This window comes from Blastopirellula marina DSM 3645 (genome assembly GCF_000153105.1).
Classification (GTDB): domain Bacteria; phylum Planctomycetota; class Planctomycetia; order Pirellulales; family Pirellulaceae; genus Blastopirellula; species Blastopirellula marina.
In genome coordinates, this window is the sequence record NZ_CH672376.1 from 3,823,162 (window position 1) to 3,844,125 (window position 20,964).

At 54.6% G+C, this 20,964-nt stretch carries 15 protein-coding genes; 10 read left to right on the forward strand and 5 right to left on the reverse strand.

Annotation, left to right across the window (positions count from 1 at the left end; all coding sequences use genetic code 11):
* The first annotated feature begins 72 nt into the window (after nt 1-72).
* The 4 genes from DSM3645_RS17200 (at nt 73) to DSM3645_RS17215 (ending at nt 3,093) form a co-directional block, all read left to right on the forward strand.
* The gene (locus DSM3645_RS17200; RefSeq protein WP_131282656.1) at nt 73-324 is read left to right on the forward strand and encodes a hypothetical protein; all 252 of its coding nucleotides are present in this window, start codon (nt 73-75) and stop codon (nt 322-324) included.
* The gene (locus DSM3645_RS17205) at nt 321-2,075 is read left to right on the forward strand and encodes a recombinase family protein (protein WP_040351922.1); all 1,755 of its coding nucleotides are present in this window, start codon (nt 321-323) and stop codon (nt 2,073-2,075) included. Before DSM3645_RS17200 ends, DSM3645_RS17205 begins: the two co-directional genes overlap by 4 nt.
* A complete protein-coding gene (locus DSM3645_RS17210; RefSeq protein WP_081444867.1) occupies nt 1,981-2,643 on the forward strand; it encodes a group II intron maturase-specific domain-containing protein in 663 nt (220 codons plus the stop codon). Before DSM3645_RS17205 ends, DSM3645_RS17210 begins: the two co-directional genes overlap by 95 nt.
* A 240-nt stretch (nt 2,644-2,883) precedes the next feature.
* Nucleotides 2,884-3,093, forward strand: a complete 210-nt coding sequence (locus DSM3645_RS17215; protein ID WP_237564840.1) for a sulfotransferase — start codon at nt 2,884-2,886, stop codon at nt 3,091-3,093.
* A gap of 382 nt (nt 3,094-3,475) precedes the next feature.
* Here DSM3645_RS17215 and DSM3645_RS17225 read toward each other — a convergent pair whose 3' ends face one another.
* The 5 genes from DSM3645_RS17225 to DSM3645_RS17245 all read right to left on the reverse strand — a co-directional run bounded on the left by DSM3645_RS17225 (nt 3,476) and on the right by DSM3645_RS17245 (nt 11,757).
* Nucleotides 3,476-4,495 (reverse strand): DUF1559 domain-containing protein, encoded by a 1,020-nt coding sequence (locus DSM3645_RS17225; protein ID WP_081444868.1) that lies wholly within the window; start codon nt 4,493-4,495, stop codon nt 3,476-3,478.
* A 217-nt stretch (nt 4,496-4,712) separates the two neighbouring features.
* Complete coding sequence (locus DSM3645_RS17230) at nt 4,713-5,513, reverse strand: PEP-CTERM sorting domain-containing protein (protein ID WP_131282658.1); 801 nt, start codon at nt 5,511-5,513, stop codon at nt 4,713-4,715.
* A gap of 218 nt (nt 5,514-5,731) precedes the next feature.
* Nucleotides 5,732-6,226: a hypothetical protein gene (locus DSM3645_RS28570; protein ID WP_002653542.1), complete on the reverse strand. Its 495-nt coding sequence runs from the start codon at nt 6,224-6,226 to the stop codon at nt 5,732-5,734.
* Nucleotides 6,201-7,103, reverse strand: a complete 903-nt coding sequence (locus tag DSM3645_RS17240) for a DUF1559 domain-containing protein (protein ID WP_002653543.1) — start codon at nt 7,101-7,103, stop codon at nt 6,201-6,203. Before DSM3645_RS17240 ends, DSM3645_RS28570 begins: the two co-directional genes overlap by 26 nt.
* A gap of 364 nt (nt 7,104-7,467) precedes the next feature.
* Entirely contained in the window at nt 7,468-11,757 is a 4,290-nt protein-coding gene (locus DSM3645_RS17245; RefSeq protein ID WP_002653544.1) for a tetratricopeptide repeat protein, read from the reverse strand.
* A gap of 772 nt (nt 11,758-12,529) precedes the next feature.
* On the opposite strand from DSM3645_RS17245, the gene DSM3645_RS17250 reads away from it, so the two are divergent.
* The 6 genes from DSM3645_RS17250 to DSM3645_RS17275 all read left to right on the forward strand — a co-directional run bounded on the left by DSM3645_RS17250 (nt 12,530) and on the right by DSM3645_RS17275 (nt 20,952).
* Complete coding sequence (locus tag DSM3645_RS17250; protein WP_081444869.1) at nt 12,530-13,522, forward strand: exosortase/archaeosortase family protein; 993 nt, start codon at nt 12,530-12,532, stop codon at nt 13,520-13,522.
* Nucleotides 13,523-13,947: 425 nt separating this feature from the next.
* The gene (locus DSM3645_RS17255) at nt 13,948-15,957 is read left to right on the forward strand and encodes a polysaccharide biosynthesis tyrosine autokinase (protein ID WP_237564841.1); all 2,010 of its coding nucleotides are present in this window, start codon (nt 13,948-13,950) and stop codon (nt 15,955-15,957) included.
* A 45-nt stretch (nt 15,958-16,002) separates the two neighbouring features.
* Complete coding sequence (locus DSM3645_RS17260) at nt 16,003-16,821, forward strand: exosortase-associated EpsI family protein (RefSeq protein WP_131282660.1); 819 nt, start codon at nt 16,003-16,005, stop codon at nt 16,819-16,821.
* Entirely contained in the window at nt 16,818-18,344 is a 1,527-nt protein-coding gene (locus DSM3645_RS17265) for an MraY family glycosyltransferase (RefSeq protein WP_002653549.1), read from the forward strand. Before DSM3645_RS17260 ends, DSM3645_RS17265 begins: the two co-directional genes overlap by 4 nt.
* An 8-nt stretch (nt 18,345-18,352) precedes the next feature.
* A complete protein-coding gene (locus DSM3645_RS17270; RefSeq protein WP_081444870.1) occupies nt 18,353-19,627 on the forward strand; it encodes a glycosyltransferase in 1,275 nt (424 codons plus the stop codon).
* A gap of 8 nt (nt 19,628-19,635) precedes the next feature.
* Nucleotides 19,636-20,952, forward strand: a complete 1,317-nt coding sequence (locus DSM3645_RS17275) for a glycosyltransferase family 4 protein (protein ID WP_002653551.1) — start codon at nt 19,636-19,638, stop codon at nt 20,950-20,952.
* The last annotated feature ends 12 nt before the right edge of the window (nt 20,953-20,964 follow it).

The following is a 20,964-nucleotide window of genomic DNA, read 5'->3' on the forward strand; positions in this document are numbered from 1 at the left end:
TGGAAGCCGCCGTAAACGATAGCTCTGTTTGAGCTTATGTTTTTTTGAATCAATCTCATGGAGGAGATTCCCATGTCGGCAATTGCCAAACGCAGCCGGGACAGCAAGCCAGCTGCTGTCATTCGCAGCTACCAGCCCATTCGGATCGAACGCGAATTGCTAGTTCAGGTCTTTGATCTTGCCGAGCGTGGTCTAGCGGATGGTTCGGCCAGTGCCGGAGGGAAACAAGTGGCCGCCGATCCGCGCGCCAGCGACATGATACAACACGACGCTCTGGATCAATGTGCCGACCGACGAGTCAATGGAGTGGAGGGGGTTGTATGACAACTCCATCCACTTCCGTCATTGAAGCAGCCGTCTACGCCCGAGTGTCATCTGACGCGCAGGCCCAAGACCAAACCATCGAATCGCAAGTCGCCGACCTGCGCCGACGCGTGAGCGACGACGCTGCTGTATTGCAAGACAAGAACTGCTTTCTCGACGACGGTGTAAGCGGCTCGACGCTCAATCGACCCGCGCTCGAGCGACTGCGCGACGCCGCGTATGTTGGTCAATTTCAAAGGCTCTATGTTCATTCGCCTGATCGCCTCGCACGCAAGTATGCGTATCAAGTTCTGGTCGTGGATGAACTGCAGAAGTTGGGCATTGAAATTGTTTTTCTCAACCGCGCGATCGGCGTCAGTCCTGAAGAAGATTTGCTGTTGCAGATGCAAGGCATGTTCGCGGAATACGAACGCGCCAAAATCATGGAACGCAGTCGTCGCGGCAAACGTCACGCAGCGACGCGCGGCAGCGTAAACGTCTTGTCGGCTGCACCTTACGGCTACCGTTATATCACATGTCGGGAAGGCGTTGGCCGGGCTGCTTTTGAAATCCATGACGCGCAAGCGGCCATCGTTCGTCAGGTGTTCGAGTGGGTCGGTCGTGATCGATTATCGATCGGAGAAGTCACGCGACGGTTGACCATTTCGAATGCGACAACTGCTACTGGCAAACAGTGGTGGGATCGCACAACGGTGTGGGGAATGCTGAAAATCCCTGCATATAAGGGTTCTGCGGCGTTCGGCAAAACTCGCACCGGGCCGCGCCGAGCGCAGCTTCGCACGCAACGAGGCCGCTCGAAGGCGCCGCGCCGCACGGGATCGACTTACGACACCGAAGTGAGCGAGCAGTTGTCGATCCCCGTTCCCGCGCTCGTATCGTCTGAACTGTTCGAGGTCGTGCAAGCTCAGTTGACTGAGAACCGCCAGCGCGGCAGCGAGTCACGACGCGGTGCGAAGTATCTGCTGCAAGGCTTGTTGGAATGCGGCCAGTGCGGCTATGCGTTCTATGGCAAACCGGTGAGTCGCTTGAGCGCGAAAGGAAAGGTGCGTAACTACGCTTACTACCGTTGCGTCGGGACCGACGCTTATCGCTTTGGCGGCAAGCGCGTGTGTGATTGCAAGCAGGTTCGCACCGACAAGCTTGACGAAGCCGCGTGGAATGATGCGTGCGAGTTGCTGCGTCATCCGAAGTTGCTTCGCAAAGAGTACGAGCGACGCCTGGCCGCGCCGCGCGATAGTAACTCGACGGTCTCGCTCAAGAAGCAAATCGCATCATCCAAGCGAAGTGTGGACCGCCTGATCGACGCCTACGCCGATGGCGTGCTAGACCGGTCCGAGTTCGATCCGCGTTTGCAGCGTGCTCGCGAGCGACTGTCGAAGCATGAAGAGCAGTTGCACGAATTGGAATCGGAATCGCGCGAACAATCGACATTGCGAGAGGCGTTGTCATGTCTGGATAGTTTCTGCGCCACGATCGGCACGAACTTGGAAGCCGCCGACTGGACGTTACGTCGCGAGATCCTGCGCACGCTGATTAACAAGGTCATGGTGGAGCCGGACCAAATCCGGATCGTCTACCGAATCAACTTCCCCCTTTTTGCGAAGAAAGCTAGCAAAGCCGGGAAGGAAAAAGTTTTGCACTTTTGTTGGAGGCGTGATGTCTCCGTTACTCTCGAATCTGTTATTGGACGAACTGGATCGCGAGCTGGAAGCTCGCGGCCTGCGATTCGTACGCTACGCCGACGACTGTAACATTTACGTCCAAAGCGAGCGTGCGGGAAAGCGGGTGCTGCAAAGCGTGACGCGTTGGTTAGACCAGAAGCTGCGGCTGAAAGTCAACCAATCGAAGAGCGCGGTGGACCGGCCACGGAAACGAAAGTTCCTGGGGTTCTCGTTCACGACGCGGCGTCAGCGGAGCATCGCTCCGTCGTCTGTGGCGAAGTTCAAGCAGCGAATCCGACAACTGACCAAGCGCAATCGCGGGACTTCCTTCGAGCGCGTGATTCGCGAACTGCGCAGTTATCTGCTGGGCTGGCGAGGCTACTTCGGCTTCTGCCAAACTCCGTCGGTGCTGCGCGGCTTCGACAGTTGGATTCAGCGGCGCTTGCGCTGCTACGCGTGGAAACAGTGGAAGACCGGGCGACGCCGCTTCGCCCAGTTGCGGCGCCTGGGGGTGACAAAAGAAGTCGCCGCCAAGACCGCCGGCAGCCGCAAAGGCTACTGGCATTTAAGCCGCAGCCCGGCGCTGAACTGGGGGCTCAACGGAGCCCTGTTCGACTCGCTCGGCCTCCCCAGGCTCGCGCCTGTCACCAAAGTTTAACCAGCCGAATCGCCGTGGTACGGACCCGTACGCCCGGTGGTGTGGGAGGGGCGGAGCCGCAAGGCTCCCCCCTATCCCGATCGCTCTGCCCGAAAAAGACGAATGCCGAAGCTCCACTGACGAATTAATCCCAGATTCCGAAATAGCAAATGGGAATCGCGGATAGGGTAGGGAAATGGACAGCTACCTTCATTGGCAGGAGATGGCGCCGCTAAAATCCATGAAGTTCAGTATGAGAGTTTGGTCGAATCACAAGAGGCGGAAAGTCGACGTCTTATTGAATTTTGCGGATTGACCTGGGATGACGCCTGCCTTCAATTCAACCAGTCCGAGCGAACCGTACAAACGCCCAGCAAATGGCAAGTTCGGCGACCGGTCTATCAGTCCTCGATTGGAGCCTGGCGACGCTACGAAAAGCATCTTGGGCCGCTATTCGAGATTCTGAGCTAGCCGTAGAGGGATACGTTCTCCTTGGCACCCTCGATCACAACTCCGTGCGTTTTTTGGAGAATCTTGAGAGAGAAAAAATTGTGGAAGTTCAGCCGCTTCTGTGCACATTCGAACTTCCTTATTGGGCTGGCCCTATCCTGCTTATCCGCGTCTCTGACCGCATCTTCGAATCTAGCGCGATGACTTCTTCGCCTCTTCCTGCATCTTTTTCCAGTTTTCGCGATCTCGTGCTTCCGATCTTTGGAACGATTCCTTCATTTGCTCCGGCGTGGCGGCTTTTTGCCGTGGCGGAAAGAGCGTGGCGCCTAGTCGCCAAAATCCCAAGGCGCCCAAGAGAAGCACGAGAGCCACAGCGCCCCCTGTAAGCAGTCCGCGGAGCGTATTAAAACTCAACGACTTCTCCTTCGGCTCGCGACGCCAGCGATTTGAACAAACGCCCCGCCTCATTGGGATTCACTTCGCCGCGCGATGGCGCCGCGGTCCCTTCGGGATATTGATAACCGGGCTCAGCGTCCCGATTGATCTCTTCCGAGATAAATCGGGCGGACCCGTCAGCGAGGGCGAACATCGCGCCACCGGGATGATCGGAGCGAAACGAATTTCCATAACTCGCCCAGACCGGAAGGTCTCCGCCGTCGTTGGGAAGTTTTCCGCCGTAATGATTATTTAGGCGATTGGTGGCGAGCAATGCGAACGAACCATAGGTACCTGGCCAAGTCTCATACCCTGATTCTCCGATCGGCGTCTTTGTGGCATAGTCAATGACGCGTCCCCAGCGCTCACCCACGGCTAGCGTGTTGGAAAGGCCGTCGGTGATATCGGCGAAGCGAATCGTACGCCCACCGCCTCGCGTCGAACAATTGAGGGAAGAATCAATAATCCCGTTGAAGTACATTTTGTCGGCGGGAAAATAGACGCAATAATAGCTGGAGGCGGAGGTTCCGTTGCACCAGTATCCCCAGGCGTAGTTATTGCTACCGCAGTTGAGTCCGTAAGAACAATAAGTATCGTCGGCTCCAACGGGGGACGAATCGGAAGGACAGACGTACATCGGGATCGACTGGGTTCGGATATCGGGATTTTCGTCGAACCCCGGCTGCTCAAGAAAAGGTAATAGAAGCGCTAGGGGAGATCTCGCCTCTGTGCATCCCGGCACGCTGGTCGGCGGTCCAAATTTAAACCGATGCGGCAGCATGCCGTACGTGTCGTGAAAATTGTGGATCGCAAGCCCCATCTGCTTCATATTGTTGCGGCACTGCACTTGCCTGGCAGCTTCACGGGCTTGCTGCACGGCGGGGAGTAATAACCCCAATAAAATGCCGATAATTGCAATGACGACGAGAAGCTCAACTAACGTAAAGCCGCGAGGCACTTGTGCTCTACGAAGCGCAATAAACGACATTGTCTGAACCTACTGATTGAAAGGGAACGCAACGTTGGAGTCGAATCACTTTCCCCCTTGCGCACAAAAAAGCTTCGCACTTCTGGCGATGAAAATGAAAGATGGCATCCGTGCCAGACCGTCGTCTCCGTTCGTCGCTCGCCCTGAGGAAGCGGGGCGAGAAGCAACCAACATCGCCGTCACGAGAACGGCGAGTATTCCGAAGCCTATTGTAGAATCAACAGGCGGCAAGTTCCGTCGCTGCAGCGTCGCGACGACGCCGCATGCACCATGCAGCCGCGGGGACAATTCCCAACAGCAGCGCCAAGCTACCCGGCTCGGGAGTCGCCGAGACCTGATCCGATTGGTCCAGACGCAAAGTGTAAAGCTGCGCGTGCTGTACGCCGGTGAAACTAACGGCGAAATCGGCAATAGTTCCAACAATCCCACTAAGATCCCAAGTCAACAAATAGGTGTTGATAAACACATCTTCTGGGCCAGTGGGCATTTCGACCGTGCCGTTATAGAATTGCTCAAGTAAACTGGAAGTTGTTGGCGCAACGCTCTGCGCTCCTCCATTGTAACTAAGCGTCGGCAAAACTTCGTTGTAGAAGTCGTAAGTCCAAGCTTCACCAATCTGAATTTGCAGCGATACCGTTTGCAAATTGGAAATGGGCGTCGCGTCAGCAACGGCCAATGTGCCGCCATTGTTGTTGATATCTCCGCTAAATCCGCCGTAGTAAATGCTGCCACTGGCAGGATAGGGGCCGCCCCCAGTTCCGTTGGCGGTCTTATTGAGCGTTGCGTCACCACCAAGGTCAGAACCGATTGGATTTGGCCAAGCGCCTGATCCAGGAAAGCCTGGATATCCAGGGCTACCTGCGATCGTCAAACTATTATTGGTCCACTCGTCATACTGTGTGTTTCCACTCAGTCCTGGATCGATCAAGGACATCGCTGCAAAAGCATTCACGGCAAGAGCACATGGTATCGCCACTACCGCCAATAGGAGCCGTAAGCTCCAATTTATTTTCGACATAAACTATTTCTCCAATAGATGAGGACCAACCGATGCACAACCTTGTTGTAAAGACTCTCAGCGGTCCGCAATGTGACATGAATAACAAGGCTGGCTGGCCCGCCGGGCTTGGCGCTCACTAGCTGGCGAAAATCAAACGTGGAACGATTCACCTCCTTTCCAGTTGCCAATCGAAGTCGCTTGGCGATCGCAAAGCAACGCCGGCAAAAACTTGCCTTCTAATCCCATTTGGTATCAAAGTTGAACGGCGGATTATCTCCATTTAGGACTTCCACCGTGATTTGTGAGTCTCGATTGAACTTGGGCGCGATCATCTTGTGCGGCTCTCGGGCACGCCGATGCATCTCTTCAGGCGACGCTCCCTCAATCATGGCGATAACATCCGGCGGCGTGGATTCGATCTTGACGAGAAATTTGCCCGGCCAAGGACCAATATTTTTCTTCGTAACGAATTGACCATCGCGAATTTCCGCCGTGGCCGTAGGCCCCGCCGTTCCTTGCATCGGTTGAAAAATGATCAAGCCCCGCGCCAACGGCTTTCCATTCACCGTCACTGTGCCGCTGATGACTTGACCGTTGATTGGAGTTGCAGACCCGCAACCGATACCGTTTAGCGCAAACGCTATCACAAAAACCAGGATCAGTCTTGAAGGAATCATTAAATCAACCAGTCGACTAATTTGAAGTTCATTGTACGATCGGATTGCCGTCACCTCGCGCCGTCAGATTATCGAGGGTCGTTTCGTCGATCGAAGTGTGAATTAGATGGACGGAACCATCGCAATAAACGAAATTCACTCCTCCAGGATGGGGCCCTCGGAAGGTTTCAAGCGTACTTGTATCACTAGCAGTGCTTAGCTCTCGAGCGTTGAATACTCCCGAAGTCGACGCCGTCGAATGGCTTGGGTAACCCGTCGTCCACTGAGTTAATCCGCCTTGATTTGCCCCTGTTGCGGGATCCTCTAGATTATTGATTTGATGCCCAAGCTCACCGATCAAAAACGTATTCGACAATCCATCCTGCGATTGCACATTGTCAATCGACGTTTCCTTTACTTTGATGTCAACCGGACGCCCCCAGAACCCACTCATCAAGTTCAAGTAGTCGACAATTGCTCCGTTGTTGTCGTTATAACGATAGTAAAGCGTACCTGTTGATAGTGCGTAGCTGCTTGGCGGCAAAGCCGTGCAACCTGGGGGCACGTCATCTGATGGACAAGTGTAAACTGCAAGCGGCTTAGCGAGCGTATCGGCTCGGAGTTGACCGCCCTGCAGAATTATCTCGAATATGGCCGCTTGCTCTAGGAAGGGAAGAATCGACCCGAAAGCCGTTTGTCCGCTACCGAAGCCAATTGCTTTGAATGCCGCCGGAGGGAATCGACCGTACGTATCGTTATACATATGCACCGCCAGCCCCATCTGCTTCAGGTTATTGCTGCACTCCATTCTTCGCGCAGCTTCGCGCGCTTGTTGAACGGCAGGCAGGAGCACGCCAACCAGAATTCCGATAATGGCGATTACCACAAGCAACTCCACCAATGTGAAGCCTTGTCGCTCGCTTGTTCTACTTAATGACGTACGCATGCTCATTGGCGTTTGCCTCAGTTGCGCCCTTCCCAATGGCCTAGGAAAGCTCGTATCGATCGAAGCCGGAATCGATTCAGCAACCTTCTTCGATTCTCGGTTGCTTTAACTTGTCACTCCGGATGGAGGACAGTCGAAGCTTATCGCTTCGCGGGAACTTGTAGCGGGCCAAGGTAGGAATCGAGAAATCGATGGTTTAATCGAAAACTCTCGACAGATTTTCGCGATTTAGAGTGCTGGCGGATCGCTGGCAAAGAAACTGAGATTTCATCTCAATATGTGCTCGATTGTAAAGAAGCTTCAACTCACATGCAAGGGACAATGTACGATATTCTTCGCTTCCGAAGTTCGCTGGAAATGTCGCAGATATTTATTGTGCCACTGAACCGTTCGCTGTTTCGTTGAGCCGACGCAGTTGCTGATAAGCAGGCAGTTCCAACGGGTGCACTTGGGCGGACAGGAGGCCGAGTCGTTCCGCTTCTTGGAAAGCTCGTTTGGCCTCCTCTTCCTGTCGCTGTGCGTGATGTGCCCAGGCCAGGTGGAACAGGTTGGCCGCCGATTTCCGGTAAGCGACTGACCGCTCCGCCTCGGCGACCGCCTCTGGATATTGCCCCAGGGCGATCAGCGCCATCGCTCGAGTGTCAAGAAAGTTGACGTTCGATCCGGCCAACTCAATCGCCTTATCGATCTGCTGCAGCGACTCCTTCGCCGATGCTCCCTGCATGGCCAATAGCGCCGCCAAGTTGTTTAAAATCAGCACATTTTTTTCGTCTTTCGCCAAAACTTCGCGATAGACATCAATCGCAGCCGAGATCTGACCGAGGCGCCCCTTCAGGTCAGCCTGCAATAACGTCAGTTCCAACGAATTGGAATTACCTGCGATGATTTTCTCCAGCGTCTCGTCCAACTGACGCAACTGCGGATCGCTGGCGAGCCCGGAGGAGGCGATCGTACTGCCAATCACCGCCAATTGCCCAGGAGATGCACCGGAGGGGGAATCTTGCAGCCAATGTAGCGCAACGTCGACGTCTCCACGACGGGCCGCCTGCAACGCGAGCAGCGATTGGTTTTTGGGCGTTTCGCCGAGCGTCTCGCGCCAGAGCGTCTGGGAGAGATCGGTCAAACGACGGATCAACTCGGCGTCGGCGCCCTGATGCCGCAGTCTGGCAGCAAACTCGTCAAGCAAGGAAGCCGTAGCGAACTTCCAGCGTTTCTCGGCAGTTTCATCTATGGCGTCCTCCGGCGGCTTCGCCGCAAAATCGGTCAGCGATTTCGTCACGTCAACGTATGCGTCGCGATGTAAATAGAGCGACGCCTCGACGCGAATCGTGGCGATGTCGCCGGGGGAGAGTCGCTTCAGACGGTTCAACCAGACCTCCGCTTCGCTGGTCTGTTCGCGTTGAATGAGTTCCTGAATAAAACGTCGCAAGAACAGTTGATTCTCCGGCGCTGCTGCGATCAAATCGCGCATCAAGGCGTCCGCTTTTTCAAAGTTGGAATCCATGAAATAGAAGTCCGCGAGAAGATAACGCTCATCCAGCGACAGCGTTCTTTCCCCCCTGGCTACTTCGAGGATGGAGATCGCTTCCTTTCGTGACTGGGGATCTTGCGCCGAAGCCAGGACGCGAGCCATGGCGAACTGGTCGGCGGCTTCGTTCCCTTCCGTCAGATTGGTCTGCAACAGCGTCTTGGCCTCGTCGATACCGGAGCGTTTCCCAGAGGCCGCCGCCAAGGAGGCTAGATTTCTTCGTCCCCATCGCTGTTGCTCCTTTGTCGCTGCAGCGAGGTCCACCAGTTTCTCAAGGAGTCTCTGCGCCTCTTCTCGCCGGCCGACATGAAGTTCGAATTGGATCGCTGCCTGCAGTGCCTCCGCACTATTGGGATTCTCGTTCAGCAGTTTTGAGAACTGTACTTCGGCCGACTCCGCTCCTTCGAGCGCCAAGTGGGCTTGAGCGATGACGATCGACAGCGGCAGCGATTTTACCGCGGCATTTGCTTTATCGACGGCTTCTTGGAATGCCTCTTTTTTTCCAGTCGCTTGCAACAGTTTGATTTTGGCGATCCAAGCGTCCGACTGCTCGGGAGCAAGTTCAATCGCTCGCTCGACTTCTTGACGGGCTTCGTCAATCTGACCATTTCGCGCCAGCGACTGTCCCAACCAGAGATGTTCCTGGACGCCGTCCGAGTTCTTTACTAACTCCCGCCCTTGCTTGATCGCATCGGCGTAATTGCCCTGACGCAAATCATGCTCCGCGATAATTCGTTTCATCGCATCGGTCTGCGGGATTCCTTCCTGCCGCAATTGAGCGACGACCCGCTGCAGTTCTGACGATTTCTGCTCGTGCAGGAGAACCGCTAACAATCGCTCGACGACGCTCGCTTCGCGTTCGCCGGCATCAAACGCCTCTAGATAATATACCGCGGCTTGGGGTATTTTTCCCTTGCTCTCGCTGATCCGGCCGAGCAACAAGGGGATTTGCCGCAGCGTCGACAATTCTTTGTGGGCCCCGAGGAGCAGCGTTTCGGCCTGATCCAACAGTGCAGGACTGTTCTCCTTGCTCGACTTCATCGACAGACGAAGGGCTTCGCCATATTTCCAGTAGGGTCCGTCTCCATCGATGGATTTGACGTCGCGCAGCGCCGCTTCCATCGCGTCCAAGTCTTTCTGCCGAAAAGCGAGATCGAACAGGGAAAGTCGAAGCATCAAATTGCTGGGCGCCAATTGCCCAGCGGCCTGAAAAAGCTGCTGCGCTTCGTCGACGCCACCGATTCGTCGAAACGTATCGCCAATTCCGACCAGTAACTCGACCTTTTCGCGCAAGTCATAGCCATCCGGCGCGACCGCCAACTGCAGCAATCGCTCACGGCTTTCCATCTCATCTCGGGCAGCCAACACCCGAGCTTGCATCAATCGTAGCGGCAAAGGACTGCCGATCGCTTTCTCGGCGTCGGCAAGCAATAAGTCGACCTCGTCCCATTGTTCGGTTCGCATCGATAGAAGAATGGAACTGAGCCACAGCTCTTGATGCTGGGGATGGGCTGCCCTTGCCTGCCTCAATACGTCCTGCGCCAATTCGAGTTCATTCTGCCGCAGGTAAGCTTGCGCCTTCAAAATCCGAATTAGAGGATCATCCCCTTCCTTCAGTTGCTGATCGATCTTGCGATGGACGGCTTCCCAGTCGCGATCTGCGACGGCGCGCCCCGCCATGGAGTCGATCATCTGAATAATCTCCACCGTCGCCTTCTTTTGTTCCGTTTTGGAAGCCGACGCAACGCGCCGCATGTGGTCCGCCGCTTCGTCAGCGCGTCCTAGCTTGGCGAGTGCGACCGACAATTCCTGCCGCGGCTGAGACCAATTCGGATCAATCGCGACAACCTTTTTTAAAGCGGCGACCTCGAGTTCCGGGCGCCGCAGCTGGCGATAGCAATTGGCTTGTAAATAGTGCCCCTGCTTGGCGAGATCCGACGTTTCGATCAGGCTGGGAAGACACGCCTCCAGAAGCTCCGACGCCTTCAGCCATTTTTGCTCGGCGATGGCGACCCGCGCTTTCAAGAATCGAATCCGGGCTGATTCGTATCCCGCGTCATGGAGCATACGAATCACCTGTTCAACCTCGGCGAGTTCCTGTTGATCTAGCAGCGAGTTACCGAGGGCCCAAACTAACGCCAAATTACCAGGGTCAAACTGAATCCCTTTTTTCAGCCAGTGCGACGCGCGTTCTGGATTTTCGGCGGCGGCCTCAATTTGAGCGCGAAGTACGTAGGATGCAGAGGCCTCTGGGGCGATTTCGATCGCCTTATCGGCGAGCTTCCGCGCGGCGGCGTAGTCCTTTTCAACGAGCAAGATTGAAGCGGCCAACCGAACTGCATCGGCGTTCATAGGATCCAACTGAATCGCCTTTTCCGCATCGTCGCTGGCTTGGGACAACACTTCGATCGAACCAACGCGAGGCGAGACTTCCTGCGATTTTGCAATGGCCGACTGCGTCGCTGCGGAGTCGCGATATTGCAATCGCCAAGCGCCTCGCAAGACCCAAGCCTCCGCATTGGTGGGATTTGCGCTGACAACTTGATCGATCGTCGCTTCGCTTGCCGCGGGGTCATCCAAACGGGATCGTTGCAACGCGGCTAATTGCTGATATGCGGCAATGTTCGCCGAATCCTTTTTAATGGCGTCTTCGCAAGCATCCGCGGCGGATCGCCATTGCCCGTTCGCGCTATGACAAGCGGCGAGCAGCAGGTAAGTTTCCGCGTCGGCGGCGGAACTGGCGATAATCTGCTCCAGTTGTTCTTTCGCATCGGAAAATCGGCCGAGCGCCAGTGACACTTCCGCCAGGCGTAGTCGCGATTCAACGCGATCCGGCTCTCGACGGAGCGTTTGCTCAAGGACGCTAAAAGCTTCGTTCCATCGCCTTGTCTGGACGAGCAACTCCCCCAGTTGCTCCATCGCTTCGGTGTTTTCCGGCGCCACATCCAGATAACGCGAGAGATGATCAATCGCCTCCGGCAGATTACCCATCTCCTTCGCTTCAGTCGCATGCAGCAGATAGGCATCTGATTGCCGAGTGACCTGAACCGCGTGAAGAAAATAGATCGCCAGCGACGCAACCGCAAAGCCGACAAAAAGAAGCAAAAGCAGCCGAAAATTCAAGGTCCGCATAAGGTAAAACACTCATTAATACTACAGACTAACGCAACTTGCGATCTAGGTGCCCATAGAAAGGTTCGCGAAACTGCGGCTGCCAGGGAGATCCATTACTGAGATGCTATATCAAGTACTCCTTTTAGTCTATCTCTGTGCCACACAGATGTAAACTACTTACATCTCGAGCAGCGCGGTCGGATCTGGACGCATGTACTGCTTCCCTCACGTTACGAGAGAGGGCGCAAGTTTTCCTGCCAAATAAATCTTCGCAATTTCGCGCAGCAGTACGTTGACATTCCCAGCCCTTCCCTTATTATCAGCACCTGAGACATGATCTCATTAAGTTCTTCCAGGCGTGCCTAGCCAGGCCGCTTCTACCGAGCCAATGCAATAAAAGCCGGGAAGTTCGTATTGGAAAGCGCTTCATTGGGGAGTCCCAAGAGAGCACCGACCCCTCAGCAAGAGGGGTGTCGCGAAGTGGATTATTTATGGCTTTCATCCACTCGCTATGCCTTCCGCGAATACGCTCCCACAAGACTTGATGGCAACTACGAAAGAATCTGCGGATCTTGATAAAGTCCGCTGACTCAGCCAAGCATGCTCGTCATGCGTGACCGATCGTTCGCCTGCGCTATACCAATACTAGCTCGAATGTATTTGGAATAGTGACCAGTTTTTCAGGTTTACAGCATCAACAAGCGATGTTTTTTGACCTTCATATATTCCTGATTGCGTAGGTCTTGCAACGTAAAAAGGCACATTTCAACTACATAATGACGGCGTTTCTATGAACAAATTACTAAGACCACTTTCGAAAGATTCGCGAGCGCGCCAGCCCGCAAAGCAGAATCAGGAAAGCCGCGGGATTCCGGCGGCGATGAGAGGTTCCGCGTTCATTTCCCTGGCAGTCGGCGTCGCTATGATCTTGGTCTGGTCTTATGTCGGATCGATCTTGATGTTGAGCGAGCGATGGCTCACTGAACCTGACTATTCCCATGGATTTGTCGTACCGCTTTTTTCAATTTACCTGCTCTGGCGACGTCGGGATCTTCTGAGGCAAACATCGACCATTACGTGGAGCGCCGTTCTGACGGGATGTGGTCTGATCTTGGCGGCGGGCGTTATGCGGTGGATAGGCATTTATCAACAATTTGACTTGCTGGAGCCCGCTTCGCTAATTCCGTGCCTGATGGGGGCATTCTTGATCATTGGCGGCTGGTCATGGGGAAAATGGTCGTGGCCGGCAGTTTGCTTTCTCGTCTTTATGATCCCGTTGCCGGGTTTTATATCGGGCCTGCTAAGCCAGCCACTGCAGCGAATTGGAACGATCGTCAGCACTTTTTCGTTGCAGACGCTGGGAATTCCCGCCATCGCCCGTGGGAACGTCATCTATCTGACGGAAGCGCGGATCGGCGTCGTCGAAGCCTGCAGCGGTTTGCGAATGCTTAATGTCTTCTTCGCGATAACAATCGCGGCGTCATTCATCCTGAATCGTCCCAACTGGGAGAAAGCGGTTCTCATTTTGAGCGCTCCGCTCATCGGAGTCGTCACGAATGTTATGCGCATTACGATCACAGGCGTCGCACATGAATTTTTTAGTCGTGAGTTGGCGGACCATCTGTTCCATGATCTCGCCGGTTTGCTCATGATGCCGATCGCCGTCGCTCTACTAGTCCTGGAGGCTTGGCTGCTAAAGAGTCTCTGGCTCGAAGGAAAGGCTGGAAGAGTTAACTTAGGACTTGGTGAACGAAAACGTCTTAAAACCGGCGACGCGACGTAAAAAGGCAAGCAATCGACAATTTTCGAATATCTACCTGACCGCAGACTATGGCGATTCAACCCAACTCCAGCCAATCCGACATTTCTAGTGGACCAGCGCAACTGACCAGTCGCGCTCGGAATGTCTCACAGGAATCGGCAGCGCCTTACGCACGACGAGTCTTGGCGGCGGCCCCGTTCGACGATTCCGATGACAAGATCTATGTCGCCGCCATGCACTCGATTCGCAGAAGGTGGCCGCTGGGCGCGGGGATCGGTTTGGTCTTGGCTATTGCGGCGAGCTTGGGCGTCTGGCGTATGCAAAGAGACGTTTATCGTTCATCGGCGCTCGTCCATATCGCCTCGGACCACACCCCATTGGTGTTTAACACAGTCGATCGCGCAGGTCGTAATCCGTATGAAATATTTAAGAGCACTCAGGCTCAAATGATTACGACGCGTTTCGTCTTGAACAATGCTTTATCACAAACACAGATTGCGGAATTGCCGGTTGTGCGCAATCAGATTGACCCTGTGAAGTGGCTGGGAAGTCAATTGGTCATTACGTTTCCAGGTGAAGCCGAAATCATGGAGATTTCGCTTCAGGGGGAGGACCCGAAAATCTTGGCGAAACTTGTCAACAGCGTCGTCGACTCCTATTTGGGCGAAGTCGTGATGGCGGACCGGAATCGACGCCTTAATCGTTTGGCGGACCTCGAACGTCAGCAAGACATGCAAGAAGACTTGATCCGCAAATCGGGCGAGTCGATCTCCAAGCTCGTTGAAGCCCTCGGCACCAGCAACGAAGATCAATTGACGATCGCCCAGCAAGGCGTAATCGCCGATCTGAACTTGACGCGAAATCAACTGACCAAGGTGCGGCTAACCCGAATCGCAGCCAAAGCCGAACTGGGCTTGCTACAATCTCGTTTGCAAGCGGAATCCGAAAAGTCGCTTGTGAAAGAGGCTGCCGAGGCTGTCGCTTTTCGCCCCCTGGAGGAAGAGGCGCCAATGAACGGCGTCCCGCCGGATGAGGCTGTCGGCGAAGCGCCGCCTGCTGAAAAATCAACTGCGAATGCATCCCAACTCCGCGACTTGTCCAAGACGTTGGTAGTCCAAGCGCTGGCAACAGACCCCGAGGCTTCTCCCCTTCTCGGAAAGATCGATCGTCTCGATGCGAAAGCGGAAATGTTCGAAACACGCTTCGATGAGGAGACGGCCAAAGCCGAACTGCCCGAAATCCATTCCAAGCTGGCAGAACTACAAGAGAAGCTAGAAGCTCGCAAGGCGGAATTACAGCAAGAGTTGAGAGCGATGCGTCGAGGGGAAGTCACTTATTCGGCGGAAGATCGGATCGAGCTGCTATCCATGCAAATCGTCCTCGCGGATGAGCAGGAGAAGGAACTTGAGAAGTCATTGGAAAAGCTGGACGACGAAGTTCGCAACTTCGGTCGCAAGTCGATCGTGCTTGAGATGGAACGAGCTAAGCTGGCCGCCCATAAGAGAATCAGCGAGAGGTTAACCGAGGAAGTCTTGCAACTGCAGGTGGAAATCAACACCGATCCGCGGATACGCTCTCTCAGCACAGCCGTTGAGCCAAAGAGTTTTGAGCATCAGTCAAAATTGCCGAAGGCGATGGCTGCTGGCCTAGCCTGTTTCCTCTTCCCTGCTTGCGGCCTAATTTGGTTAGACATTCGCAAAAAGCGGATTGGCTGCATGCAAGATTTGGACGCTCGACTTGGGGTCTCGATATTGGGCGCCGTTCCACCAACGCCCCGAATCGGATCGCTGCGCCGTCAATCGGAAATCCTTTGGCGCGAAAAGCTTAACGACTCGATCAGTTCGATCGCCGCCACGCTGATTCGCAAGCAACAATTGGAAAATCTAAAGACGGTAGTCATTACGAGCGCAGTTTCCGGCGAAGGCAAAACGACGCTCGCCAGCCACTTGGGGATGACGCTCGCTACTGGAGGTCACCGTGTCCTCTTGATTGACTTTGATCTGCGCCGCCCCGCCTTGGATGAACTATTTGAGGTCGATTCCATTCCAGGCATCTGCGAAACGCTACGAGGTGAAGTCTCCTGGACGGCGGCTGTAAAGCCCACGGAAGCAGCAGGACTCTATCTCCTTCCGGCGGGCGAATGGCAAGGACATGTTCTCGAAGAGCTTGCTGCTCATCGCATGAAGGGATTGTTTGAGGAGTTTCGTAGTCAATACGACTTCGTCCTAGTCGACACTAGTCCCGTCATTCCGGTCGTCGATACGCGACTCGTCGCGCAATATGCCGATGGAGCGTTGCTTTCACTTATGCGAGACGTCAGCCGCATACCGCAATTGGAATCAGCATGCGAGATCCTGCAATCGTACAACGTCCCCATTTTAGGCGCAGTCTTGACCGGAATCGAAACCACGTCCTATCACGCCAAAGTCCGCCGCACGAAAACGTCGACGGTCTAAGGCTTGAGCGGCTCCTTTGAAAAAGCGAACCAAGAGACGCAGCACATGAAGTTACTACAATTCCGGATCCCGCTATTGCTGATCGCTCTCCTCGGGGTGCAGCTGATTTCCATTGCGATGCTCCAGCAATACTCTCATGTGACCGTGCAACCTCTTTCGCAGCCGTTGGAAAGGATTCCAGGCGAATTGAATGGATGGGCTGGTCAAACGGCGGAGAGTGATCCGAATCTGCTTCGCGCGATAGACGCCGACGAATTGCTGAATCGCCAATACCAAAAAGAAATCGAGTGGCCCGTCAGCATTCATTGCGCAACGTTCAACTCGCTCGAACACTGGTGCCCACATTCGCCGCTTGAGTGCTATCCGGCCGCGGGATGGCACGTCAAGGAAGAAGTCGTAGTACGAGACGAAACGGCGCCGCAGCGAACGATGCATTGGGTAGAGTTCGGCAAAGCAACCGGCACGGTGCAAGTCTTGTATTGGTTTCAGCGCGGTGAGGACGTCTATTACGACCGCGAAGGGGCACGCCAATCGCGCCAGAACATCTGGGGACAACAGTCGTGCTCTCCCTTAGTGAAGGTTGTTTTGCAGACCGATGGCCGCGCCGGATCCAAAGGAAAAGAGAACATGCTCCGATTTGCCGATTCGATTCGGCAGTGGATCGCTACTCAAGGATCTTCCTTGGCGACGCCTCGCGCAGACGTGATGACGGTCCACCGCTCTCTCATACCGGATGGAATTCTCGCTGAAACTCCCTCGCTAACGCATCGGTTTGTATCGCCCGGGAAACTGGTTACCGTCTGCTTTGAAATGAGGCGATCTCCGACCACGAATGGATTTGGACTTTGGGAGAGAGATCTGTGAGTATCGCCATTTCGATCATGACCATATCCCTGTTGGTCGCTTTGCTGGTGACGCCGCTGGTCGCAAAGCTGGCATATCGCTTCGATATGCTGGATCGCCCGGACGGCCACCGAAAGCTGCATAGCAAAGTGACTCCGCTCGGAGGTGGTATGGCCGTTTTGATCGGATATGGCGCCGCTTTGGGTCTGATCTACTACTATTGCTTAACGCAACCAATCGAGGGCTTCGATACGCAATCCCTCTTCGGACTGATCGCCGCCACGCTGGTGGTCGCAGTGACGGGAGTCATCGACGATAAATGGGGAATTCGCGGACGCCAAAAACTTGCCGGTCAGGCATTGGCGGCGATAACGGCCGTCGCTTTCGGCCTTCAAATTCAATCGATCGAATTGTTCGGAGTACCGATACAGCTCGGCGTTCTCGCTATTCCCTTTACAATGGGTTGGCTTGTCGTCACCACGAACGCTTTGAATTTGATCGACGGGGTCGATGGATTGGCCACGACGCTAGGCATCATCTACTGTATGGCGTTCGCCGTGATGGCATGGTTGACCGGCCATCTATTCGATGCATTTTGCGGCCTGGCGTTGGCTGGGAGCCTTGCTGGTTTCGCCGCTTTCAATCTGCCTCCCGCTCGAATCTTCCTGGGGGATGCTGGAAGCATGCTCATCGGCTTTACCCTTGGCATATTGTCGATTCGTAGCTGCCTTAAAGGTCCCACAAGTTTCGCGATGGTCGGCCCCTGCCTCGTTCTGGCGATACCGGCATTTGACGTCTGCATGGCGGTGTTGCGACGTAAATTGACGGGACGTAGCATTTATGCAACCGATCGGGGGCACTTGCATCATGTACTGCAACGTTTGAATTATGGTCCACGGAGGACTGTGCTGTTCGTAGGCGGACTAGCGGTCATCTGCTCCGTCGCCGCCATCGTGAGCGTCTTCACGCAAAATGAATGGCTTGCCGCATTCGTTCTGTTGAGCATTCTGGCTGGTTTAGTATTGTCACGAACATTTGGGTTCCACGAGTGCAAGCTGCTTCTGACTCGTATCAGCCGCGTCGGAGGATCGCTATTGACGTTAAGATCCTCCGAACCAGGCGACGCTTTGCCGATCGTCACACAGATGAACGGTCGCCTTGAATGGGAACGCCTGTGGTCCGCTCTCGTCGAATTCTCCCAAGTCTGCGGCATTCAAACAATCCAGTTTAACGTCAGCTCTCCGTCCATTGGAGAAGAGTACCATGCCTGCTGGGAAAGTCCCCACAAGCTTTCCGTCGAGCACCGGCAATGGAAAACTGAAATCCCCCTGTTCGCGGACGACATTAACGTCGGCCAATTGGTTTTGACAGGTCAGGCCCTAGATGGAGCGACGTTTCTATGGCTGAGTGAACTATTGGAGGGCTTGAAGCCATTTGAATTGCAGATGCGAGATCTCTTGGAAATGGATCGCGTCGACGAACAAGATCTGGCGGCGTCCACTTCGATCGTCCGGCCCAAAAATCAATCAGCTTCGACAGTCTAGGACTTCACGTGGGCGTACCATCGATTCAACACAAAAACGAATCTTCATGTTCCGCGATCCAGCTACCATCGCATCGAACTGCGGATGACCCCTTGGTCTGCGCACATGGTAAGCCGTCCGTAGTTCACTTGGGGAAATATTATCACCCTTCGCTAGGCGGAATAGAATCGCATGTCCGCGATTTGTCCCGCGGATTAGTTCGACAGGGTTACTCGATGAAAGTCGTCTGCGTCAACGATCAATCCTCCGATCCTTGCCGACCATTCGGCATCATATCTAGAACGACGGACGCCAGGAACGAGGATGACGGCGTCTCCGTTCTTCGCATTGGGCGAATCGCGAATGTCATGCGACTCGATATTTGTCCGCGTCTGAGCAGCAAACTGCGTCGGGAGATTCAGGACTGCGACCTGATTCATTTGCACCTTCCCAATCCGACGATGATGATCGCCCTGGCGACGATTCGTCCCAAGACGCCGATTGTCGTGACATGGCATAGCGACATCGTTCGGCAGCGCGTCGCCGCGAGATTGCTGCAACCGCTGGAGACCTGGCTCTTAAGGACTTGCCGCCAGATTTGGGTCTCGAATCCCCGCTACTCGAACGGTTCACGTTCTCTGCAACCATTCGCCGACAAGTTGAAAGTCGTGCCATTTGGAATGCCGCTGGAGCCGTTCCTTTCGCCAAGCTCTGAAGTATATCAACGTGCAGAACAGCTGCGCCAGAACTGGCCAGGCCCAGTTTGGTTGGCCGTCGGAAGACTGGTTTACTACAAGGGTACGCATGTTGCGATCAAGGCCTTGAGTCAGGTCCCAGGTACGCTGGCGATCGTCGGAGCCGGCCCCAAAGAAGACGAACTACGGTCACTCGCAGCAAAGTTAGGAGTACAGCGTCGCATCGCCTGGATTGGCAATGCGGACGACGTAACATTGCAAGCGTTGTATCATCTGGCGACTGCGCTCTGGTTTCCCAGCATCGCTCGTAGCGAAGCGTTTGGTCTTGCCCAAGTGGAAGCGATGGCGTCTGGATGCCCGGTTATTAATTGCGAAATCAAAGACTCCGGAGTTCCTTGGGTCAGCCTTGACGGAATATCGGGATTAACCATTCGGATTGAATCGCCCGACCAGCTCGCTGCGGCGGCGAATCGACTATACGATTCGTCGCAATTGCGAGCCGAATTTGCCCAAGGCGCAAAACAGAGGGCTGCTAAGCTTTTCAATTTGCCAGACATGATCAGTCGCATCGACCGTGAGTATGAGACGTTACTCGCTCAATTCTCGTGAGATAGCCCATGATTATACATTTCGGAACTCCAGCATTGCGAATCCTCTACGTCAACGCAACGGCAGGACTTGGCGGAGCGGAACGCGTATTGCTCGACCTAATGAAGGCATGCCGTACGGCATTACCACAAGCGAAAATCACCTTGGTGTTGTTCGAGGATGGTCCGCTTCGACAGCTTGCCGCACAATTTGTGGACGAGATTCTCGTGTTACCACTTCCGGATCGTTGGGCGCACCTCGGAGATGTCGGACTATCCCAGACCTCCCCACTTCAAAGCATCTTTTATCTTGGTAAACATACGCTCTTAGGAACATTTTCGCTGGGAAAATGGGGACGAGATTTACGCCGTATTGTTTCCAATTTGCGTCCTGACATTGTCCATACCAATGGCATCAAGGCCCATCTCCTGACATCGCTTGCGACTCCGAGATCGGCTTCAATCGTCTGGCACTTACATGACTTTCTCGGCGATCGCCGCATGGCGAAACATCTGTTGCGGCTGGCCGCTCCTCGGCTCACTCTAGGACTGGCGATATCAGAAGCGGTCAAAAAAGACTTTGAACGTTCTGTGGGAAGCCGAATAGTTGAAGTGTTTCCCAATACTGTAGATACGGAAAAGTTTACGCCGCAAGTCGAGGGCGATGCGAGAATCCGGTTGGGTGAACTCAGTGGTTGCGTCAATCGCGGCGGCGGTCGAGCAGTCAACGTCGGTTTGATCGCAACCTATGCCAATTGGAAGGGACACTTCCTGTTTTTGGACGCGATTGCGGAATGTAAACGTCGCACGCCGAGGCTTCACGCCCGCTATTTCATCATCGGGGGTCCAATTTACCGCACGCATAACTCCCAAGTGACGAGGGGGCAACTCGAACGGTATGTAGTCAACCTTGGCCTCCAACAGGATGTGGCGTTCGTACCATTTCAAGACGCAATGCCGGAAATCTATTCGGGACTCGACGTCGTCGTTCATGCGAGCATTCGTCCCGAACCATTCGGATTGGCGATCTTGGAAGGTATGGCAAGCGGAAAAGCGGTAATCTCAACCGCACTGGGAGGCGCCGCCGAGGTGTTCCAGAACGACGTTGAAGGAATTGCCTTGTCGGCATGCGATGCCGACTCCTTATCCGCGGCACTGCGAAGAGTTGTCGGCGACAAGATACTTCGAACCGAATTAGGTCAGCACGCCCGGATGGCGGCGGTCGAACGGTTCAACCAAAACCAACTTCCAGAAAGGCTTCGTGCGATCTATTTAAAGTTGCTGAGCTGCGCGATGTCATCTCTTTCCAATCTTGACTATAGCAGTAAGAATCGGGGGCACAGATGACGTTTGCTGATA

Excerpts from the sequence above, each read along its gene's own strand:
- DSM3645_RS17200 (WP_131282656.1), top strand. The coding sequence starts at position 73 with ATGTCGGCAATTGCCAAACGCAGCCGGGACAGCAAGCCAGCTGCTGTC.
- DSM3645_RS17205 (WP_040351922.1), top strand. The coding sequence starts at position 321 with ATGACAACTCCATCCACTTCCGTCATTGAAGCAGCCGTCTACGCCCGA.
- DSM3645_RS17210 (WP_081444867.1), top strand. The coding sequence starts at position 1,981 with ATGTCTCCGTTACTCTCGAATCTGTTATTGGACGAACTGGATCGCGAG.
- DSM3645_RS17225 (WP_081444868.1), bottom strand. The coding sequence starts at position 4,495 with ATGTCGTTTATTGCGCTTCGTAGAGCACAAGTGCCTCGCGGCTTTACG.
- DSM3645_RS17230 (WP_131282658.1), bottom strand. The coding sequence starts at position 5,513 with ATGTCGAAAATAAATTGGAGCTTACGGCTCCTATTGGCGGTAGTGGCG.
- DSM3645_RS17240 (WP_002653543.1), bottom strand. The coding sequence starts at position 7,103 with ATGAGCATGCGTACGTCATTAAGTAGAACAAGCGAGCGACAAGGCTTC.
- DSM3645_RS17245 (WP_002653544.1), bottom strand. The coding sequence starts at position 11,757 with ATGCGGACCTTGAATTTTCGGCTGCTTTTGCTTCTTTTTGTCGGCTTT.
- DSM3645_RS17250 (WP_081444869.1), top strand. The coding sequence starts at position 12,530 with ATGAACAAATTACTAAGACCACTTTCGAAAGATTCGCGAGCGCGCCAG.
- DSM3645_RS17255 (WP_237564841.1), top strand. The coding sequence starts at position 13,948 with ATGATTACGACGCGTTTCGTCTTGAACAATGCTTTATCACAAACACAG.
- DSM3645_RS17260 (WP_131282660.1), top strand. The coding sequence starts at position 16,003 with ATGAAGTTACTACAATTCCGGATCCCGCTATTGCTGATCGCTCTCCTC.
- DSM3645_RS17275 (WP_002653551.1), top strand. The coding sequence starts at position 19,636 with ATGATTATACATTTCGGAACTCCAGCATTGCGAATCCTCTACGTCAAC.